Here is a 16,246-nt window from a genome sequence, read left to right as displayed (position 1 = left end):
CGGCTGACCGACCGTCAACACCGAGAGGCCGAGGGGGCTTGCATGCTGTTCCGCATCCTGGGGCTGCGCCGTGCGCTGAAGATCGTGGGCATCGTGGTGGTCGGAGTGATGCTCTACGCCACGACGAAGAACTGACCGTTCCCCTACGGGAGTGCCACCCCTCGCCTCGCCGCCGCACCGTCCTGCCACTCCTGTCCGATCGACCGGATCAGCGCCGGGTACACGCCCAGGTACCGGAAGGGCTTGATGGCGGCGAGGTAGAGGGTGCCGAGCCGGCCGTTCGGCTTCACCAGGACGGTCATCTCGCCGTGGTGGCCGCCGGCGCCGTCCGCCACCCAGCCGATGTGCAGCGCGGCCTGCACTGTCCGGTTCGCCCACTCCGCGACCCACTCGTCCCGGGTCTGGAAGACGGAGGCGAACGGAACCGTGCGCAGGTCGGGCCCCCGGAGGCCCGCGCGGAGGTCCGCCGGCAGCCGGTCCCGCAGCGTCGGCACCCGGGCGCCGACGCCGTCGTCGGGCTTGTCCCAGCCCATGAGTTTCCCGATCCTCCAGCGGATCGCGAACAGCAGCCGCGGTACGGGGGATTCCAGGTGCCCCTCGTTGCTGTCGGCGAACTGTTCCACCAGGTGCACGAGGTCGTCCGCACCGCCCGGTGTGGGAAGCGCCCACACCGAATCCAGGCGAAAGTCGGGGGCGATCTCGTGCATCCGCCACGGCCGTGACGTGTACGCGTGCTTCGGGAGTCTCATCGGCAAGCCCCTTCTATACGATGCCGTATGGAAAGCAGACTAGCCCGCTCCATACGGTGCCGTATGGAGCGGGGGTGCATGTGAGGGGAGACACACCATGGGCGCGACCCGAACGCCGCGCGGCACCTGGATCGAGGAAGGGCTGCGGGCCCTGGCGGCCGGCGGGCCCGAAGCCGTCCGCATCGAGTCACTGGCCCAGGCCATCGGCGTCAGCAAGGGCGGCTTCTACTGGTACTTCCGCAACCGGGACGCCCTGCTCACCGAAATGCTCGACACCTGGGAACGCGGGGTCACCGAGGCCGTCATCGAGCAGGTCGAGAGTGGCGGCGGGGACGCCAGGGCCAAGCTGGAGCGGCTGTTCGCCCTCGTCGACTCGGCCGGCGACGATCCCGTCACGGGCACCGCCACCGACCTCGCCGTCCGCGACTGGGCGCGCCGCGACGAAGCCGCCGCACAACGGCTCCGGCACGCCGACAGCCGGCGCATGGAGTACCTGCGCTCGCTGTTCCGCGCCTTCTGCCCCGACGAGGACGAGGTCGAGGTCCGCTGCATGCTCACCTTCTCCGTCCGCATCGGCAACCACTTCATCGCCGCCGACCACCCCGCGCACACCCGCGCGGAGGTGATGGACCTGACCGGAACCTGGCTCCTGCGGTAGGTCCGTTTGCAGGAGGCCCCGCATCCCCGGGGCACAGGATGGGCAGGTGCGTCGGCATGTGGCACGAGAGCAGTCTGTTCACCCGCGCCGTCCGCCGCCGCCGCGACCCCGTCGCCGTACAGGCGCTGCGCTCCACCGCAGCGGCCGTCATCAGCTACGTGATCGCCCTCCGGCTCAGCAGCGAACCCGCACCCCTCACCGCACCCCTCACCGCCCTGCTCGTCGTCCAGGTCACCCTCTACTCGACCCTGACCACCGGCATCCGCCGGGTGAACTCGGTGGTCGCCGGAGTGCTCATCGCCATCGGATTCAGCGCCCTCGTCGGCCTGACCTGGTGGAGCCTGGGACTGATCATCCTGGCCTCGCTGATCGTGGGCCACCTGGTGCGGGTGGACGAGTTCGTCCCCGAGGTGGCCATCAGCGCCATGCTGGTCCTCGGCGTCACCCGGGTCGCGGACACCGCCTGGGACCGGGTGCTGGAGACCCTGATCGGTGCCGCCGTCGGGCTCCTGACCAACCTCCTCTTCGCACCTCCCGTCTGGGTCGGGCCCGCCGGCGAGGCGATCACCGACCTGGCGGGCCGGATGCGTACCCTGCTGCGCCACATGGGGGAGCATCCGGCCGGACCCAACGGGGTGGAGGACGCGGTGGCGCGCCTCCACGAGGCCCGCCGGCTGGACAACGACATCGCCCATGTCGACGGCGCCCTCCGGCAGGCCGAGGACAGCCTGCGCCTCAACCCCCGGGTCAGGGAGGGCCTGCTGTTCCGCCTGGTCCTGCGCACCGGGCTGGACACGCTGGAGATCTGCGCCGTGGTCCTCCGGGTGGCCTGCCGCACCCTCACCGACCTGGCGAAGATCCGTGACGAGGACCCGCTGTTCCCGCCTCCCCTCAGCCACGCCCTGCGCGAGGTCTTCGACCACCTGGCCGTCGCCGTCGACAGCTTCGCCGGGCTGATCACCGCCCAGGTCAGCGCCAATGCGGAAGAGGCGGAGGCCCGGCTGGCGCGCGAGCTGGCCACTGCCCGGTCGAGCCGTGACCGCCTCGCCGGGCTCCTGCTGGAGCAGGTACGCGCCCACCCCGCCCAGTGGCAGCTGCACGGCGCCCTGCTCGCCGACATCGACCGGGTGCTGGACGAGCTCGGCGTGGAGAAACGCTCCGAGCGCCTGATGGAGGAACTCGACCGGCACTCCCGCGCCCGCCGGGAGCGCCACCCCCGGATGGCCCGGCTCCGCGGCCCCCTCACCCCGTCGTGAACACCAGCACGGTGTTCTGGCCGCCGAAACCGAAGGAATTCGACAGCGCGGCCGACATCGCCATCGCGGACCGCGGCCGGCCGGCCACCACGTCCAGTTCACGCCCCGGGTCCTGGCACCCCAGATTGGCCGTCGGCGGGATCTGCCGGCGCTCCAGACTGAGGACGGTCAAGGCGGCCTCCACGGCCCCCGCCGCACCGAGGGAGTGACCGAGCACCCCCTTGGGCGCGGTCACCGGCGGCGGGGTCCCGCCGAAGACCCGCAGCAGGGCGAGCGCCTCGGCGGCATCACCGGCCGGTGTCGACGTGCCGTGCGCATTGACCTGGCCGATGTCGCCCGGCCCGAGCCCGGCGTCGGCCAGGGCGGCACGCATGGCGGCCTCGGCCCCCGCCCCCTCCGGATGCGGGGCGACCGGGTGGTGCGCATCGCCGGTGGTGGCGTGGCCGCGCAGCATGGCGCGCGTGTGCGCACCCCGGGCCAGAGCGTGCGCGGGCCGCTCCAGGACCAGGACCGCGGCGCCCTCGGAGAGCACGAACCCGTCGCGGTCCGTGTCGAACGGCCGGGACGCGGCGGCCGGGGCCTGCGTACGCCGGGACAGCGCGAGCATCTGCTGGAAGCAGGTGGCGGTGCCCAGGGTGCAGCCGGACTCGGAGCCGCCGGCCAGCACGATGTCGCAGCGGCCCGCCGCGATCAGGTCGGCGGCCACCCCGAGGGCGGTGGCGCCGGAGGCACAGGCACTGGAGACGGTGAAGCCCGGACCGCGGACACCGAGGTCCAGGGCCACCTCGGCAGCGGCCATATTGGGCACGCTGCGCGGCAGCGCCAGGGGCGAGACGCTCCGGGTGCGCCCCTCGCCGATCAGGGTGAACTCGCGGACGTACCGGTCAAGGCTGTTGCTCCCCACCCCGAGGACCACACCGACGCGGACGGCGTCCCAGGTCGCCGGGTCGAGTTTGGCGTCGGTCACCGCCTGCCGCGCCGAGTGCAGGGCGTACTGGACGAACGGATCCACCCGGCGGGCCAGCCGGCGGCCGAGCACCGCGTCCGGGTCGAACCCCGCGATGCGGCAGGAGATGTCCACGGGCAGCCCCGCCAGTCCGGGGTCGGTCGCGGCCAGACCGCGGCCGTCGCACACGCCCGCCCAGGTCTCCTCCGGATCGTGGCCGGCCGGAGTGATCATCCCGATGCCGGTGACGGCGATTTCACAGGGCATGGCGTACTCCTCGGGGGAAGGCGGATCGGTGGCATCCGCGAGCGAGCTCTAGCCCATCCCCGGCCGCCACCGACACCGGCCCCGCGGCGGTGTCACCCGGGCGGCCCTCCCGGTTCACCCGCGGAAGCCACCCCGGTACGGCTCGTCGTCGCCGAGGGCGGTGAGCGCCAGAGCCACCGCGTGCTCCTCCTCGGAGAGCCCCAGTGAGCTCCCCTCGGCCGCCAGCTCCATCCGCACCCGGTACTGCCGGTCCGCATGGCTGCGCAGTACCTCGCGCGCCTGGTCCGTGCCGATGCCCAGGGCCCCCGCCACCTCGTGCCAGGTGGCCCCCAGCAGCAGCGCCTCGTGGATCCGGTTGCCGTGGAAGCCGGTGACGCTGCGGCGGATGGCCTCGCCCAGGGCGAGGCGGGCCACCGCGTCGTCCGCGGTGCCGCGCTCGGCATCCTTCTCGTCGAAGCCCTCCGGCAGCGCGTTGTTGGAGAGCTTCTCGCCGTGCAGGTCGTACCGTTCGGCGAGCCAGGCAAGCGGGTATCCCTCCGGGACGTCCTCGGGAGTCCGGACGGGAAGCTCCTGGAAGTTCTTCCGGGCGTCGGTGCCTTTCGTCATGTCCCGCGTATTCCCCCGGACATGGCTCCCCATCCGCGGCCGGCCCGCCGATGCCCCGCCCGGCTCACTCGTAGCGGTGCAGCAGCGATTCGCGTTCGTTCGCGCGGATCTGTTCCAGGGTCAGACCGGGCAGGTTCAGATGGGAGAGGGTGACCTCGGCGGAACTCGGGACGGCGTCCTCGGCGAGCCACTGGTCCGGCTTCCAGGCGTTGCTGCGCAGAAAGGCCTTCGGGCAGTGCTGGTACACCTCCTCGACCTCCACCACCATCGCGCTGCGCGGGGGCTTCCCGACGGCCGTGAGCCGCTCCAGCAGCCGCGGGTCGGCGGAGATGCAGGCCCTGCCGTTCACCCGCAGGGTGGTGGACCGGCCGGGGATGATGAAGATCAGGCCGGCCCGGCCGGTCTCCACGATGTTGTGCGCACTGTCCAGCCGCTTGTTGCCGGTGGCGTCGGGGAGGGCGAGGGTGAACTCGTCCAGCACGGACACGAAGCCGGCCGGCCCGCCGCGCGGAGTGACATCACAGTGGCCGTCGGCACCGAAGCTGGCCACGAACACCAGCGAGGACCGGCCGATGACCGTCCGGGCCACCTCGTGGATCCGGTCCACGGTCTTGCGGCGGGCCAGCTCACCGGGCTCCTCGTAGAGCGTGCGCAGCGCCTCGGTGTTCTGGACGGCGGTGGACCTCAAGGCCTCGAAGAGGCGGCCGTCGCGGCCGGCCGACGGTGCATCAGACGGTGCATCAGGCGAATCAAGTGTCATGCGCATCCAATTTATAGGAGGGTTTTGTACGCTGGAAGCATGACCGAGCGCAAACCCCCCGGCGTCAGCTTCGAGTCATTCGTGGACAAGCAGATCCGCGAGGCGACCGAGCGCGGTGACTTCGCGAACCTGCCCGGCTTCGGCAAACCATTGCCCGACGACACCGCGCCCTACGACGAGCTGTGGTGGGTCAAGGGCAAGCTGCACCGGGAAGGCGTCTCGGTCCTCCCGCCCGCCCTGGTGCTGCGCAAGGAGGCCGAGGACGCGGTCGAGGCGGTGGCGCAGGCGCGTACGGAATCCAGGGTCCGGGACATCCTCTCCGAGATCAACGAGAAGATCGCCGCAGCCGTCCGCCGGCCGCCCCCGGGGCCGCCGCTCAACCTCAAGCCGTTCGACGTGGACGCGATGGTTGAGGAATGGCGCGCTTCACGCGCGTGAAGCGGGATCCGGCCGGGCCTCCAGCCCGTCCTGAGCCTGCGGCCCGGGGCCGAGGGGCAGCAGTTCGGTGGCGACGAAGGCGGTCACGGCCGCAAGGATCACGACCGGCATCATGCTGGTGCCGCCCAGCAGCAGCACCACCAGGAGGGCGCTGCTGACCGGCAGCCGCATGGTGGCGGCGGTGGCGGCGGCCATACCCGCCGCCATGGCGGGTACGAAGCCCAGGCCGGGCAGCGGAGCGAGCAGGACACCGGCCGCGGCCCCCAGGAACAGGGCCGGGAACACGGGGCCGCCGCGCAGGCTGCCCAGGCAGAAGGCGTACGCGGCCCCCTTGGCCAGCAGGACGGCGATCAGCGCACCCACCCCCCAGGCCCGCGGGTCGGCGGCCAGCACGCCCAGGGCACCCTGGCCCGACAGGGCGGCCTCGGCCGGCGAGCGGCCGGTGATCAGGGCGTAGAGGGCGATACAGGCGGCGGCACCGAGTGCGCACAGCACGGTACGGGGCAGCACCCGGCCGGAGATGTAGGCGGCGGCCCGGCCGCCCGCGGCCATCAGCGGGTGCAGGAAAAGGGCGAGGACAAGGGCGATGGGCACCGTCCACAGCACGTCCCCCACGTCCAGGTGCGGCAGCGGCCCGGGCAGCGTCAGGGCGAGGCTGCCCGTCTCCAGGCCCGTCCACCGCCCGAAGCCGGTGAAGACCAGGGCCCCGATGCCGCTGGAGAGCAGCGCGGGCAGCATGACGGAGAACAGCCGGGGCCCGCCCACTCCCGCCACCTCGATCAGCAGCACCGCGGCGATCAGCGGATTCCCGAAGATCGCGGCGATGGCCGCAGCCGCTCCGGCCGCGGTCAGCAGCACGGTGGTCTGCGCGGTGGCCGGCATCTGCGTCAGATCCCGGAACAGCAGGGCGAGGCCGCCGCCCAGGGCGATCAGCGGCGCCTCCGGCCCCAGGACCGCGCCGAACGGCAGGCTCGCCGTCGCGGCGATCAGCACCCCCGGCAGCAGGGCCGCTGAGGACCCGCCGGTGTGCAGGCCGTACGCGGGGACATGGCCGCCCGCCCCGGGCAGGTACGCGGCGACCAGGCCGACGACGAGTCCGGCGATCAGCAGCAGGGGCAGCGGCCACCACCACGGAGGAGCCGCCCAGCCCAGGGCGTGCGGCAGGCTGTCCCACAGCGCATGCTCCAGCCAGTGGAGCGCGACCAGGAACCAGAAGGAGATCAGTGACACCGGGATCCCGATGAAACTGGCGAGGGCGAGGACCTTGAGGTAGCCGGGAGAGCGCAGGATGTCCCGCAGCCGGTCCGCTTCCTCGGGCTGCCCGCCGGTGGCGGCGGGGGCTGCGGGGGCGGGTCGAGGGCTCGGCTCCGTCATGGTGCTCCTCCTTGGCTGGCTCAGCCGGTGAGCGCGGACAGGCTCCGGCCGGTCATCCACACGCCGGCCACGAGGCAGGTGAGGATGATCGCCGGGTCCTTGTGGGCCGTCAGCCACACGCGCAGGCTGGCCAGGCCGGCCTGCGCCCGCTCCGGTGCGAAGACCGCGTACAGCTCCATGACCAGCAGGCTGGCGCTGGCCAGGAGGCAGAAGCCCGTCAGGACGAAGAACGACGAGGCGTGCGAGAGGTCGGCCTGCACCACGGTGGTCGCGGCGAGGCCGACCATGCCCCAGGGCTGGAGGAGCACGGCGACCGTGGCCGCGGACCACGCCGAGGCCTGGTCCAGCCGGGAGGTCATCGAACTCCCCGAAGCGTCGGTCCTGGTGCCGGCTTTGGCGCCGGTCGTGGCGCCGGTCGTGGCATCGGTCGTGGCCCCGGCATCGGCGCGGGCCGAGCGGCGCAGGCGCCGCCGGTGCTCGCTGTAGACGATCAGGCCCACGCCGAGCGCCAGTTTGGCTGCGAGGACCGCGGTGGACGGCGGAGAGCGGGGCGGCGGCGGTTGTCCGCCCGTGAGCAACAGCACGATGGTGATGACGAGGACGAGGCAGCCGAGCCAGGCCAGGACGAACGCCAGTCCCTTCCACACCCCGCGGCGAGCGGACACCACCAGCCCCAGGGCCAGCACCGGCAGTGGGTAGAGGGTGATGGCCAGACCGATGACGACCAGGTCGAGCACCATGGCAGGTCACCCCGGACCGGGGCAGGGTCCTAGCTCGCGAGGATCTTCGCCTTGGCCTGCTCGAACTCGGCCGCCGTGATGTCGCCGCTGTTCTTGAGCTCGGCGAGCCGGGACAGCTCCTCCGCCTGGCTGGTGGGCCCGGCGCTCTCGCGCACATAGGCGCGGAACGCCTCTTCGTTCATCCGGACCCGCTGCATCTCGCGTTCGCCCATCCCGCGCCCGCGGGCGATCAGGTACACGAACACGCCCAGGAAGGGCAGCAGGATCACGAAGACGGTCCACCCCGCCTTGCCCCAGCCGCCCAGCGAGTCGTCACGGAAGATGTCGCCGATGATCCGGAACAGCAGCATGAACCAGAGCACCCAGATGAAGATCAGCAGCATGGTCCAGAACATGTTCAGCAGCGGGTAGTCCACCGCCAGGTTCTGCATCGAGTCCTTCATGGCCGTTCTCCTGTCGGTCGTGCAGGCCGGAAGGCCGGGGCCCTCGGCCGTCAAGGCGTCATGCAGGTTCCGGGACAAAGGGGAACAGCTCGTCCGCCCCGGGCTGGACGACGCCGTAACTGCTCTCCGGTACCTCGTTCCAGGCACCGGGCAGATCACCGAGGGGTTCGGACACGATGAGTCGGGTGTCGTCGGACACTTCCTGCAGGAACGGCATCTCGGGGTGCAGTTTGCGCAGGGTCTCCACCCGGCTGCTGTAGAACAGCGACCGGGAGGTGTTCTGGGTGGAGTAGCGGAAGGCCCAGACGCGTTGGCCGTCGGTCACGGCGACGGTCATCTGCATCGGGAGCTCCACACCGTGTTCACGGCCGACGCGCTCGACGGCGCCCACCATCCGGGCCACGGCGCCGGGCGGGTCCTGGTCCAGGCCGAAGGTGATCGCGAGGTAGAACATCACCTCGGAGTCCGTCGTGCCCTCGATGTCGGTGAACAGGGCGGGGTCCACGAGCAGGCAGAGGTCCCGCCGCATCAGGTGGAACCCGGCGATGGAACCGTTGTGCATCCACATCCAGCGGCCGTGCCGGAACGGGTGGCAGTTCGACTGCTGGATCGCGGTGCCGGTCGAGGCGCGGATGTGGGCGAAGAACAGGGGCGAGCGGACATGGTCCGCGATCTCCCGCAGGTTGCGGTTGTTCCAGGCGGGGCCGATGTCCCGCAGGATCGCCGGAGAACTGCTGTCCGGCGTGTACCAGCCGACGCCGAACCCGTCGCCGTTCGTCGTCTCCACACCCATTCTGGAGTGCAGGCTCTGGTCGATCAGCGAGTGGGTCGGCTTGTACAGGACGGCGTCGAGCAGCAGGGGCGTTCCCGAGTAGGCGAGCCATCGACACATGAACGATCACCTCCGGCAGTCCCATTTTCGATCCTGCCCGCGGTGATCGCCACGCGGGCGGGCTCCCGCCGGAGCCCGCCCGGAGCCCGCCCGGAGCCCGCCCCCGCGGACTACTTCGGAGTGACCCAGACCTGGCGCTTGTTGCCGTTCGCCGTGTAGAGCTGGACCACCGTGCCGTTGGCGGTCGAGCCGCCGACCACGTCGAGCACCTTGCCCGAGGCCATGTGCACGATCTGGCCCTTGGCATTGACGGACCAGCGTTGTGCCGCCGAGCCGTTGCAGTCGTAGAGGCTGATCCTGTTGCCGTTGGTGCTCGCGTTGCGCGCGTTGTCCAGGCACTTGCCGAACGCGCGGAACGTACCGTCCTTGCCCAGGATCCAAGACTGCGCCGCGGACCCGTTGCAGGTGTAAAGCTGGATCTGGGTGCCGTTGGCCGCCTTGCCGCCCTTGACGTCCAGGCATTTGCCGCCGAGTCCGCCGACCTTGCCCTGAGGGGGCAGGACGGCCCCGGCACCGGCGGCGAGGTGGCGCAGCCCCTGGACGTCGAACTGCTGGACGTACGAGCCCGCGCGCTTGTCCTGGTACGCGTACGTGGGCGAGCACATCACCGGGAACTGGCCGGAGTCGGTGCCCTTGAGGCAGTCGCCCTTGGTCAGGCTGCGGTTGGCGTGCGTCAGCCCGAGGGTGTGCCCGAGCTCATGGCTGATGTGGTTGCGCATGTACGTCGTGCCCATGGCGGCCGTGGGCTGCCCGGCCGCGGTGAAGAACGAGGCGTCGATGTAGGCGTGTCCGCTGGTCACGGTGGCGGGCTCGGAGGAACTGGTGAACCCGCAGCTGAGGTTTGCGGTCCCCGACCCGTCATGCACCACCTTCCAGCCGGTGTTGCCCATGGTGCCGCCTTCCGCGGGCGGTACGCACGGCCGGGGCAGCACCCCGATGAGCACCTCGCCCTTGGGCCGCTGGTAGTTCCAGCCGACCGGCTTCGGGTCCACGGTCACCCGCAGGTTGGTGATGCGCTGGAGGTCCGCCGCCGAGGCCTTCACGTACGGGCCCAGCCAGTCCGCGGACTTCTGGTCGTAGAACTTGATCGTATAACCGGTCTTCAGCCACTGGGTGGCACCGCTCAGCTTCCACCCCGGGCCCTGGGGCGGCGCGGGGGTGCCGGCCGCAGCCGCCCGCGCCATCGGCCGGGCCGCCGCGCCCGTCCCGGCCTCCGTCCCGAGCGACATGACACCGTTCTTGAAGACCGTGCCGTCGCTGTCGAACACGGCCGAGTGCTCCGCATGGGCGTCGAGTGCCTCCCCGGTGGGCGGCCCCGGCTCCGCGACCACGACCTCGCTCACGGCCTTGGGTTCGGTGCCCTCGGTGTCCTCGGTGCCGAACGCGCTGGGGGAGAGCTGAAGACCTCCCACGATCGCCGCCACGGCTGCCACCGCGACGAGGGATATCCGATGTTTGCCTGTTACACGCACGTGCCGTTGCCTCTCATCAAGAATCGAACAGATGATAGGCCAAGGCGCCAAAGCCCCCGGAATCCCGCCGAGTTAGCGGTCCGGGAGGTCGTCTCCCGTGGCGAGCCGGTCGCCCAGCGGACTGCGCCGGTACAGGACCTGCCGGCCGTGGCGGGCCCGGGTGGCCAGCCCGGCCCCGTACAGCACCTGCAGGTGCTGGGACACGGCGCTGGGCGTGACCCGCAGGCGCCGGGCGAGCTCGACCGTGGCCAGCGGCTCCGCCAGCAGGCCGAGCAACCGGGCCCGGGGCGCGCCGAGAAGCCGTACGAGAGCGGGCCCGGCCGCCGAACCGGCCGCCGAACCGGCCGCCGGCCCGCTCGTCGGTCCGCTCGCCGGTCCGGCCGCCCAGAGCGTCGCCACGCCACGGCTGGGATAGAGCAGCGACGGCGGCTCCTGCGGTCCGACCGGGGGCGCGGGCTTGTGGGCGAACACCGAAGGCACCAGCAGCAGCCCCCGGCCGCAGGCCTGCGCGTGGTAGCCGTCGCCGAGGGTGCCGTGGACCCGCAGGACGCCCCGCGCCCCGTCGTCCTCCCAGCTCAGCCGGGGATGCATATCGGCGAACAGCAGCCGGGCGCCGCCCCGGGCCAACTGCCGGGCCCGGTAGGTCATATCGGCCTCCGCCACCAGCCGCACCTGCGGCCAGACCGGCCGGACCGCAATCTCCCAGTACCGCTGCAGCAGCTCGCAGATCTCGTCGCGGAGCGCCGCGACCGGCGCGTCCCCGGCCGCGTACGCCGCCCGCAGCGCCGCCGGCAGCCGGTCCGGGGCGTGCGCGGCCGACAGATCGCGGCGCACCACCTCGGGCGGGGTCCGCCGGACGACGGCCAGTTCCGCCCCGAAGGCCGGCTCGAACCCCGCCGGCCGGGGCGTCAGAAAGTCCGGCAGGGTGAGCCGGTCCGCCACCAGGGACATCAGCAGCCCGGTGTCCAGGCCGCCCAGCCGGCCGAGGACCGACCTCCGCCACGGCAGGTGCAGCGCCGACACCCCCGGATCCCGCAGCACTCGCAGGCTCAGCACGGTCTCGGCCAGGGGCGAGACGGCGAACCGCGTGTCCGCGAGGTCCTCGACACCGAGCTCGAAGCTGATCATTAAGCCGCAGGCTACATCCATTGGCAGGAACCCCGCAGCACCGTGGACTCACCCCATGACATCCCCGACACCACCGCGGCCGGCGGCGGCCCGGTGAGCCGCCGACTGGTCCTGATCCTGGCCGTCACCTGCGCCGTCGCCGTGGGCAACCTCTACTTCCCGCAGGCCCTCGTCCCGCTCGTCGCCGACGGGCTGCACGTCCCGCCCGGCACCGCCGCCCTCCTGGTGACCGCCACCCAGATCGGCTACACCGCCGGAATGGTCCTGCTGGTACCGCTCGGCGACCGGATCCGGCACCGCTCGCTCCTGGTCGTCCTGCTCACCCTCACCGGCCTGGCCCTGCTGGCCGCCGGCTGCGCCCCGGCCATGCCGCCGCTGGTCGCGGCCAGCACCCTGGTCGGCCTGACCACCGTGGCCGCACAGATCATCGGCCCGCTGGCGGCCGGCCTGGCGGCGCCCGGCCACCGCGGGGCCGTCCTCGGCACCCTGCTGAGCGGATCGACCGCGGGCATGCTGCTGGCCCGTACGTTCGGCGGGCTGCTCGGCGAACAGCTCGGCTGGCGCGCCCCCTACCTGGTGGCCGCGACCGTGGCCCTGATCCTCGCGGCCGTCACCGCCCACGCCGTACCCACCGGCACCCCGCCCCCGGCCGCCGCCCGCCGCCCGTACATCGCCTTCCTCGCCGAACCCCTGCACCTGCTGCGCGCCGAGCCGGAGCTGCGCCGCTCCTGCCTGTACCAGGCCGCCGTCTTCGGCGGGTTCTCGGCCGCCTGGGCGGCCCTGGCCCTGCTGCTGACCGGGCCCGCCTACCGGCTGGGGGCCGGGGCCGTCGGGCTGCTCGCCCTGGTCGGCAGCGCCACCCTGCTGTGCACCCCGTTCGCCGGGCGGCTGGTCGACCGCCACGGGCCCGGCCCGGTCAACACGGCCTCCCTCCTCGGGGTCCTCGCCGCCGCCGCGGTCCTCGCAGCCGGCGGCCGGGGCGGCCCGGCGGGCCTGGTCGCGCTGGCCGCGGGCACCCTGCTCCTGGACGTCGCCATGCAGTCCGGCACGGTCGCCAACCAGTCGCGGATCTACGCCCTGCGCCCGGACGCCCGCAGCCGGCTCAACACCGCCTATATGACCTGCGCCTACCTCGGCGGTACGGCGGGATCCTGGCTCGGCGTCCGCCTCCACACCGCCTTCGGCTGGCCGGCGGTCTGCGCCCTGATCGGCCTCCTGGCGGGGTCCGCCCTGGCCCGCCACCTCTCGCCACAGCGCGCCGGAAAATCACCGACGCCGTCTGGCGGGCACGGGTAGGGCTGCGGCACCATCTCCATGCCCGACGGGCCCGGTCCACACCGCCTGCACCGCCAGGAGGCACATCCGATGAAGCTCCGCCCGGTCCTCACCGCCCTCGCCCTCGTCCTGGGCGCGCTCTTCGCCCCGGGCGCCGGCGTCCTCTCCGGCGCCACCGACGCCCATGCGGCCACCAAGATCAGTCATGCCACCGCGACCGCGAAGTTCCGGGCCTCCGGAATCACCTGGTCCTCCTCCGGCGGCTGTTCCGACCGCAACAACCCGACCTGCACCTCGTTCGAGCAGCTCAACCTCGCCACCGCGCAGGGCGCCCAGACCCTCAGGAGCGCCAGCGGCTGCGCACTCAACATCACCGGGGGCACCGAGACCGGCCACGCCGGCGGCACCTACTCGCACTGGAACGGCTACAAGCTCGACTTCGGCAAGTACACCTGCCTCGGCAACTACATCAGGAACACCTTCACCTACATCGGGGTGCGCGGCGACGGCGCCCCGCAGTGGCGGTCCGGGGCCGGCAACATCTACGCCGACGAGGGCAACCACTGGGACGTGACCTTCTACAACTGCGGCGGCTGCTGACCCGGGCGGCACTGCGACGCCGGATCGTCATGGACGATCGCGCAGACCATCTGCTCCCCGCGTCCCCGGTCCGGATAGGCCCTGAGCAGTTCGGCCTTGAACTCGTTCCACTGGCGGATGATCTCCGCGGTGGCCCCGGCCACCGCCCGCCGGAAGTTGTCGCCGGTCTTCGAGCGCTGCGAGGCGGCGGTGTCCTTGTTCAGGTCGCGGTTGTGGGTGATGCGGCCCGAGCAGTCCTCGGACTTGACGCCGGTGGAATCGAAGTCGGAGTAGCAGCCGGTGGTGAGGTCGGCCGGGATGAGGGCGCGTGCCTCGCGGGTCCACTCGGCGTCCGCCATGCCGCTGTAGCGGCGGATGTCGAAGAACGGGGCGACCTCGGTACGCGCCAGCCCGGGCGGGTTGGCGATGCCGACCGGTCCGGGCGCGGCCCGGTCGGTCCAGTTGGAGTGCGCGTAGAAGTCCTCGATCTGGTGCCAGCCGCGGCCGAGCTGGTTCAGGACAGTGCACTTGGCCCGGCCGGGGGGCTCCTGCCAGGTGCAGGGAGAGGACAGGTCGCTCTGGTCGGCGCGGACCCTGCCCTCGGCGTCGACTAGCCCGTCGGCGGCCCGGACGGCGTTCCGGAAACGGGCCACGGAGGTGCGGATGCAGGCGAGGAGCTCGGTGGTGGCCTCGTCCCGGGAGCGGGGGTAGTCCGGGGCGTAACGCGGTGCCAGGTAGTCGGCGTTGTCGCAGTGCAGCGGCCCCAGCTGGAAGTATCCGCCGTGGTCGTTGGCGTTGACCGCCCCGTCACGGGCGTCGGCCATCGCGGTCAGCGTGCCGGGCTGCCAGGGCAGCGCGGCCCGGGTGATCTCCTCGTGGTTGCCGCCCGTGAACGCCTGCGCGGGGGCGGGCAGCAGTACGGCGGACAGGGCGACCGCGAAACCGGCCGCGACCGCCGTCCGCAGCGGCCCGGGCAGCGGGCGGCGTGGCACGCGACGCTCCGGTCGTACGGGTGACACCCGGCCAGCGTAACGAACAACCGCCGCCCCCTCACCCCGGCCGCCCCGACAGCCCCGACAGGTCCGACAGGTCCGACAGGCCTAGTGCGGCTGCCAGGTGTACTTCCCGCCGCCCACCCAGCGGACCACGTCCGGGTCGTCCAGGTCCTCGATCCTGATGCCGAACGACGCGGCGGCCAGGAGCACGTCCGTCATGGACCGCGCCGTGCAGACCAGCTCGCCGTCGATCTCCACGAGCCGGAACGGCGGGTCACCGGGCTGTACTCCCAGCACGGTGACCCGCGCCGAGTGGATGTGGGGGCTTGCACTCTCGGTCATGGTGAGATCGGTTCCACGGCGCGGTCGGCGGCTAACCCGCCGCCCGATCTAGGTCACACCCTGACCTAGATGGCTGCCAGGCTCTGGGGAGATCCCGCCGACCTCCCCCGGAGCCACCCCATGCCGCCCTCCTCCCGCCGCCGCATCACCGCGGCCGAGCGCCGTGCCCGTCTCGCGCGCCGGCACCTGCTGACCGTTCCGGCGCGGGCCGCCACCCCGGAGGGGGTGGCCGACGCGCTCATCGGCCTGCACGCCACCGACCCCGCCACGGTCTTCCTGGCCGCCGCCGCCCGTCTCACCACCCCGGGCGTCGCCGCGGTGGAGCAGGCCCTGTACGAGGACCGCACCCTGGCCCGCATCCGGTGCATGCGCCGGACCATGTTCGCCGTCCCCGCCCGCCTCGCACCGGCCGTCCGGGCCGCGACCGGCAAGGACCCCTATCTCGACCGCAGCGCCGCGATCGAGCGGCTTCGCCAGGCGGCCGGCTGGGACGAGCTCCGCTACACCGCGGCCGAGCAGGAGGCCCTCGCCCACCTGACCGCCCGCGGCGAGGCCACCGCGGCCGAACTCGCCGAAGCCGTCCCGGCACTGCGCGAGCAGATCACCACCTCCCCGGGCAAGCCGTACGAGTCCCGCCAGCGCGTGTCCGCCACCATCCTCGGCGTGCTGGCAGCCGAGGGCCGCATCCGCCGTGCCCGGCCCACCGGAAGCTGGACCTCGGCCCAGTTCCGCTGGGCACCCGCCGAGCCCCTGCCCGAACTGCCCGCCGCGGCGGGCAGGGCCACCCTGACCCGCCACTACCTCGCCGCCTTCGGACCCGTCACCGAGGCGGACCTCAAGTGGTGGACGGGCTGGAACCTCACCGACACCCGCAAGGCGCTCGCCTCGGTCGCCGCCGAACCCGTCGGACTCGACGAGGGCACCGGCTACGTCCTGCCCGAGGACCTCGACCCCGAACCCGGACCCGACCCGGAGCCGTGGGCAGCCCTGCTGCCCGGGCTCGACCCCACCGCCATGGGCTGGCGCAACCGCGACTGGTACCTCGACCCTGAGCACACCGGCGCCCTGTTCGACCGCAACGGCAACATCGGCCCCACCGTCTGGGCGGACGGCCGCATCGTCGGCGCCTGGGCCCAGCTGCCCGACGGCCGCATCACCCACCACCTGCTCACCGACCCCGGCCGCGCGGCGCGGACCGCCATCGAGACCGAAACCGCCCGGCTGGCCGAGTTCCTCGGTCCCAGCCGGGTCACCCCCTGCTACCGCACCCCCCTCGAACGCCGGCTGGTCGGCACCGTGCGTCCCTGACTCCCCGCGGCCCGCTCC

Annotated in this window: 18 protein-coding genes; 6 read left to right on the top strand and 12 right to left on the bottom strand. The window is 72.6% G+C overall.

Features of this window, described 5'->3' with window-relative positions; genetic code table 11:
• Positions 1 to 143 precede the first annotated feature (143 nt).
• Positions 144 to 749 (bottom strand): DUF2867 domain-containing protein, encoded by a 606-nt coding sequence (locus DEJ50_RS01350; protein WP_150205576.1) that lies wholly within the window; start codon positions 747 to 749, stop codon positions 144 to 146.
• A gap of 97 nt (positions 750 to 846) precedes the next feature.
• Here DEJ50_RS01350 and DEJ50_RS01345 point away from each other — a divergent pair, with 97 nt between their 5' ends.
• On the top strand, positions 847 to 1,407 hold the full coding sequence (locus DEJ50_RS01345; RefSeq protein ID WP_150205575.1) for a TetR/AcrR family transcriptional regulator: 561 nt from the start codon (positions 847 to 849) through the stop codon (positions 1,405 to 1,407).
• Between the two features lie 56 nt (positions 1,408 to 1,463).
• Entirely contained in the window at positions 1,464 to 2,663 is a 1,200-nt protein-coding gene (locus DEJ50_RS01340) for an aromatic acid exporter family protein (RefSeq protein WP_150205574.1), read from the top strand.
• Here the strand turns inward: DEJ50_RS01340 and DEJ50_RS01335 are convergent.
• From DEJ50_RS01335 to DEJ50_RS01325, 3 genes are all read right to left on the bottom strand, one after another.
• Positions 2,650 to 3,876 carry a beta-ketoacyl-[acyl-carrier-protein] synthase family protein gene (locus DEJ50_RS01335; RefSeq protein ID WP_150205573.1) on the bottom strand — a complete coding sequence of 409 codons (1,227 nt, stop codon included), beginning with the start codon at positions 3,874 to 3,876 and terminating at the stop codon, positions 2,650 to 2,652. The genes DEJ50_RS01340 and DEJ50_RS01335 overlap by 14 nt on opposite strands.
• 114 nt (positions 3,877 to 3,990) lie before the next feature.
• Entirely contained in the window at positions 3,991 to 4,482 is a 492-nt protein-coding gene (locus DEJ50_RS01330; protein ID WP_150205572.1) for a hypothetical protein, read from the bottom strand.
• 64 nt (positions 4,483 to 4,546) lie between these two features.
• Positions 4,547 to 5,242 carry an MSMEG_1061 family FMN-dependent PPOX-type flavoprotein gene (locus DEJ50_RS01325; RefSeq protein ID WP_190344196.1) on the bottom strand — a complete coding sequence of 232 codons (696 nt, stop codon included), beginning with the start codon at positions 5,240 to 5,242 and terminating at the stop codon, positions 4,547 to 4,549.
• Between the two features lie 39 nt (positions 5,243 to 5,281).
• Here DEJ50_RS01325 and DEJ50_RS01320 point away from each other — a divergent pair, with 39 nt between their 5' ends.
• Positions 5,282 to 5,680, top strand: a complete 399-nt coding sequence (locus DEJ50_RS01320; RefSeq protein ID WP_150205570.1) for a DUF1992 domain-containing protein — start codon at positions 5,282 to 5,284, stop codon at positions 5,678 to 5,680.
• Here DEJ50_RS01320 and DEJ50_RS01315 read toward each other — a convergent pair.
• The 6 genes from DEJ50_RS01315 to DEJ50_RS01290 form a co-directional block, all read right to left on the bottom strand.
• A complete protein-coding gene (locus tag DEJ50_RS01315; protein ID WP_150205569.1) occupies positions 5,669 to 7,054 on the bottom strand; it encodes a chloride channel protein in 1,386 nt (461 codons plus the stop codon). The genes DEJ50_RS01320 and DEJ50_RS01315 overlap by 12 nt on opposite strands.
• Positions 7,055 to 7,074: 20 nt before the next feature.
• Positions 7,075 to 7,794 (bottom strand): GAP family protein, encoded by a 720-nt coding sequence (locus DEJ50_RS01310; protein WP_150205568.1) that lies wholly within the window; start codon positions 7,792 to 7,794, stop codon positions 7,075 to 7,077.
• A gap of 29 nt (positions 7,795 to 7,823) precedes the next feature.
• A complete protein-coding gene (locus tag DEJ50_RS01305; RefSeq protein ID WP_150205567.1) occupies positions 7,824 to 8,237 on the bottom strand; it encodes an SHOCT domain-containing protein in 414 nt (137 codons plus the stop codon).
• A gap of 58 nt (positions 8,238 to 8,295) precedes the next feature.
• On the bottom strand, positions 8,296 to 9,129 hold the full coding sequence (locus tag DEJ50_RS01300) for a class II glutamine amidotransferase (protein WP_150205566.1): 834 nt from the start codon (positions 9,127 to 9,129) through the stop codon (positions 8,296 to 8,298).
• A gap of 110 nt (positions 9,130 to 9,239) precedes the next feature.
• Positions 9,240 to 10,562: a ricin-type beta-trefoil lectin domain protein gene (locus DEJ50_RS01295; protein ID WP_223837513.1), complete on the bottom strand. Its 1,323-nt coding sequence runs from the start codon at positions 10,560 to 10,562 to the stop codon at positions 9,240 to 9,242.
• A gap of 111 nt (positions 10,563 to 10,673) precedes the next feature.
• A complete protein-coding gene (locus tag DEJ50_RS01290) occupies positions 10,674 to 11,729 on the bottom strand; it encodes an ArsR/SmtB family transcription factor (RefSeq protein WP_150205565.1) in 1,056 nt (351 codons plus the stop codon).
• Between the two features lie 93 nt (positions 11,730 to 11,822).
• Between DEJ50_RS01290 and DEJ50_RS01285 the strand changes: the two genes are divergently transcribed.
• Positions 11,823 to 13,025 (top strand): MFS transporter, encoded by a 1,203-nt coding sequence (locus tag DEJ50_RS01285; RefSeq protein WP_150211808.1) that lies wholly within the window; start codon positions 11,823 to 11,825, stop codon positions 13,023 to 13,025.
• Between the two features lie 69 nt (positions 13,026 to 13,094).
• A complete protein-coding gene (locus DEJ50_RS01280) occupies positions 13,095 to 13,604 on the top strand; it encodes a hypothetical protein (RefSeq protein ID WP_150205564.1) in 510 nt (169 codons plus the stop codon).
• On the opposite strand, the gene DEJ50_RS01275 is transcribed toward DEJ50_RS01280, so the two are convergent.
• Complete coding sequence (locus DEJ50_RS01275; RefSeq protein WP_150205563.1) at positions 13,583 to 14,575, bottom strand: hypothetical protein; 993 nt, start codon at positions 14,573 to 14,575, stop codon at positions 13,583 to 13,585. The two genes, DEJ50_RS01280 and DEJ50_RS01275, sit on opposite strands and share 22 nt — an antisense overlap.
• Before the next feature lie 108 nt (positions 14,576 to 14,683).
• Positions 14,684 to 14,920 (bottom strand): hypothetical protein, encoded by a 237-nt coding sequence (locus tag DEJ50_RS01270; RefSeq protein ID WP_150205562.1) that lies wholly within the window; start codon positions 14,918 to 14,920, stop codon positions 14,684 to 14,686.
• 69 nt (positions 14,921 to 14,989) lie between these two features.
• On the opposite strand from DEJ50_RS01270, the gene DEJ50_RS01265 reads away from it, so the two are divergent.
• Positions 14,990 to 16,228: a winged helix DNA-binding domain-containing protein gene (locus DEJ50_RS01265; RefSeq protein WP_223837512.1), complete on the top strand. Its 1,239-nt coding sequence runs from the start codon at positions 14,990 to 14,992 to the stop codon at positions 16,226 to 16,228.
• The last annotated feature ends 18 nt before the right edge of the window (positions 16,229 to 16,246 follow it).

Origin of the sequence: Streptomyces venezuelae, from assembly GCF_008642295.1 — a bacterium.
GTDB classification, from domain to species: Bacteria; Actinomycetota; Actinomycetes; order Streptomycetales; family Streptomycetaceae; genus Streptomyces; species Streptomyces venezuelae_C.
This window is presented reverse-complemented; position numbering and strand designations above follow the sequence as displayed.

Excerpts from the sequence above, each read along its gene's own strand:
- DEJ50_RS01350 (WP_150205576.1), bottom strand. The coding sequence starts at position 749 with ATGAGACTCCCGAAGCACGCGTACACGTCACGGCCGTGGCGGATGCAC.
- DEJ50_RS01345 (WP_150205575.1), top strand. The coding sequence starts at position 847 with ATGGGCGCGACCCGAACGCCGCGCGGCACCTGGATCGAGGAAGGGCTG.
- DEJ50_RS01340 (WP_150205574.1), top strand. The coding sequence starts at position 1,464 with ATGTGGCACGAGAGCAGTCTGTTCACCCGCGCCGTCCGCCGCCGCCGC.
- DEJ50_RS01335 (WP_150205573.1), bottom strand. The coding sequence starts at position 3,876 with ATGCCCTGTGAAATCGCCGTCACCGGCATCGGGATGATCACTCCGGCC.
- DEJ50_RS01330 (WP_150205572.1), bottom strand. The coding sequence starts at position 4,482 with ATGACGAAAGGCACCGACGCCCGGAAGAACTTCCAGGAGCTTCCCGTC.
- DEJ50_RS01325 (WP_190344196.1), bottom strand. The coding sequence starts at position 5,242 with ATGACACTTGATTCGCCTGATGCACCGTCTGATGCACCGTCGGCCGGC.
- DEJ50_RS01320 (WP_150205570.1), top strand. The coding sequence starts at position 5,282 with ATGACCGAGCGCAAACCCCCCGGCGTCAGCTTCGAGTCATTCGTGGAC.
- DEJ50_RS01315 (WP_150205569.1), bottom strand. The coding sequence starts at position 7,054 with ATGACGGAGCCGAGCCCTCGACCCGCCCCCGCAGCCCCCGCCGCCACC.
- DEJ50_RS01310 (WP_150205568.1), bottom strand. The coding sequence starts at position 7,794 with ATGGTGCTCGACCTGGTCGTCATCGGTCTGGCCATCACCCTCTACCCA.
- DEJ50_RS01305 (WP_150205567.1), bottom strand. The coding sequence starts at position 8,237 with ATGAAGGACTCGATGCAGAACCTGGCGGTGGACTACCCGCTGCTGAAC.
- DEJ50_RS01300 (WP_150205566.1), bottom strand. The coding sequence starts at position 9,129 with ATGTGTCGATGGCTCGCCTACTCGGGAACGCCCCTGCTGCTCGACGCC.
- DEJ50_RS01290 (WP_150205565.1), bottom strand. The coding sequence starts at position 11,729 with ATGATCAGCTTCGAGCTCGGTGTCGAGGACCTCGCGGACACGCGGTTC.
- DEJ50_RS01280 (WP_150205564.1), top strand. The coding sequence starts at position 13,095 with ATGAAGCTCCGCCCGGTCCTCACCGCCCTCGCCCTCGTCCTGGGCGCG.
- DEJ50_RS01270 (WP_150205562.1), bottom strand. The coding sequence starts at position 14,920 with ATGACCGAGAGTGCAAGCCCCCACATCCACTCGGCGCGGGTCACCGTG.
- DEJ50_RS01265 (WP_223837512.1), top strand. The coding sequence starts at position 14,990 with ATGGCTGCCAGGCTCTGGGGAGATCCCGCCGACCTCCCCCGGAGCCAC.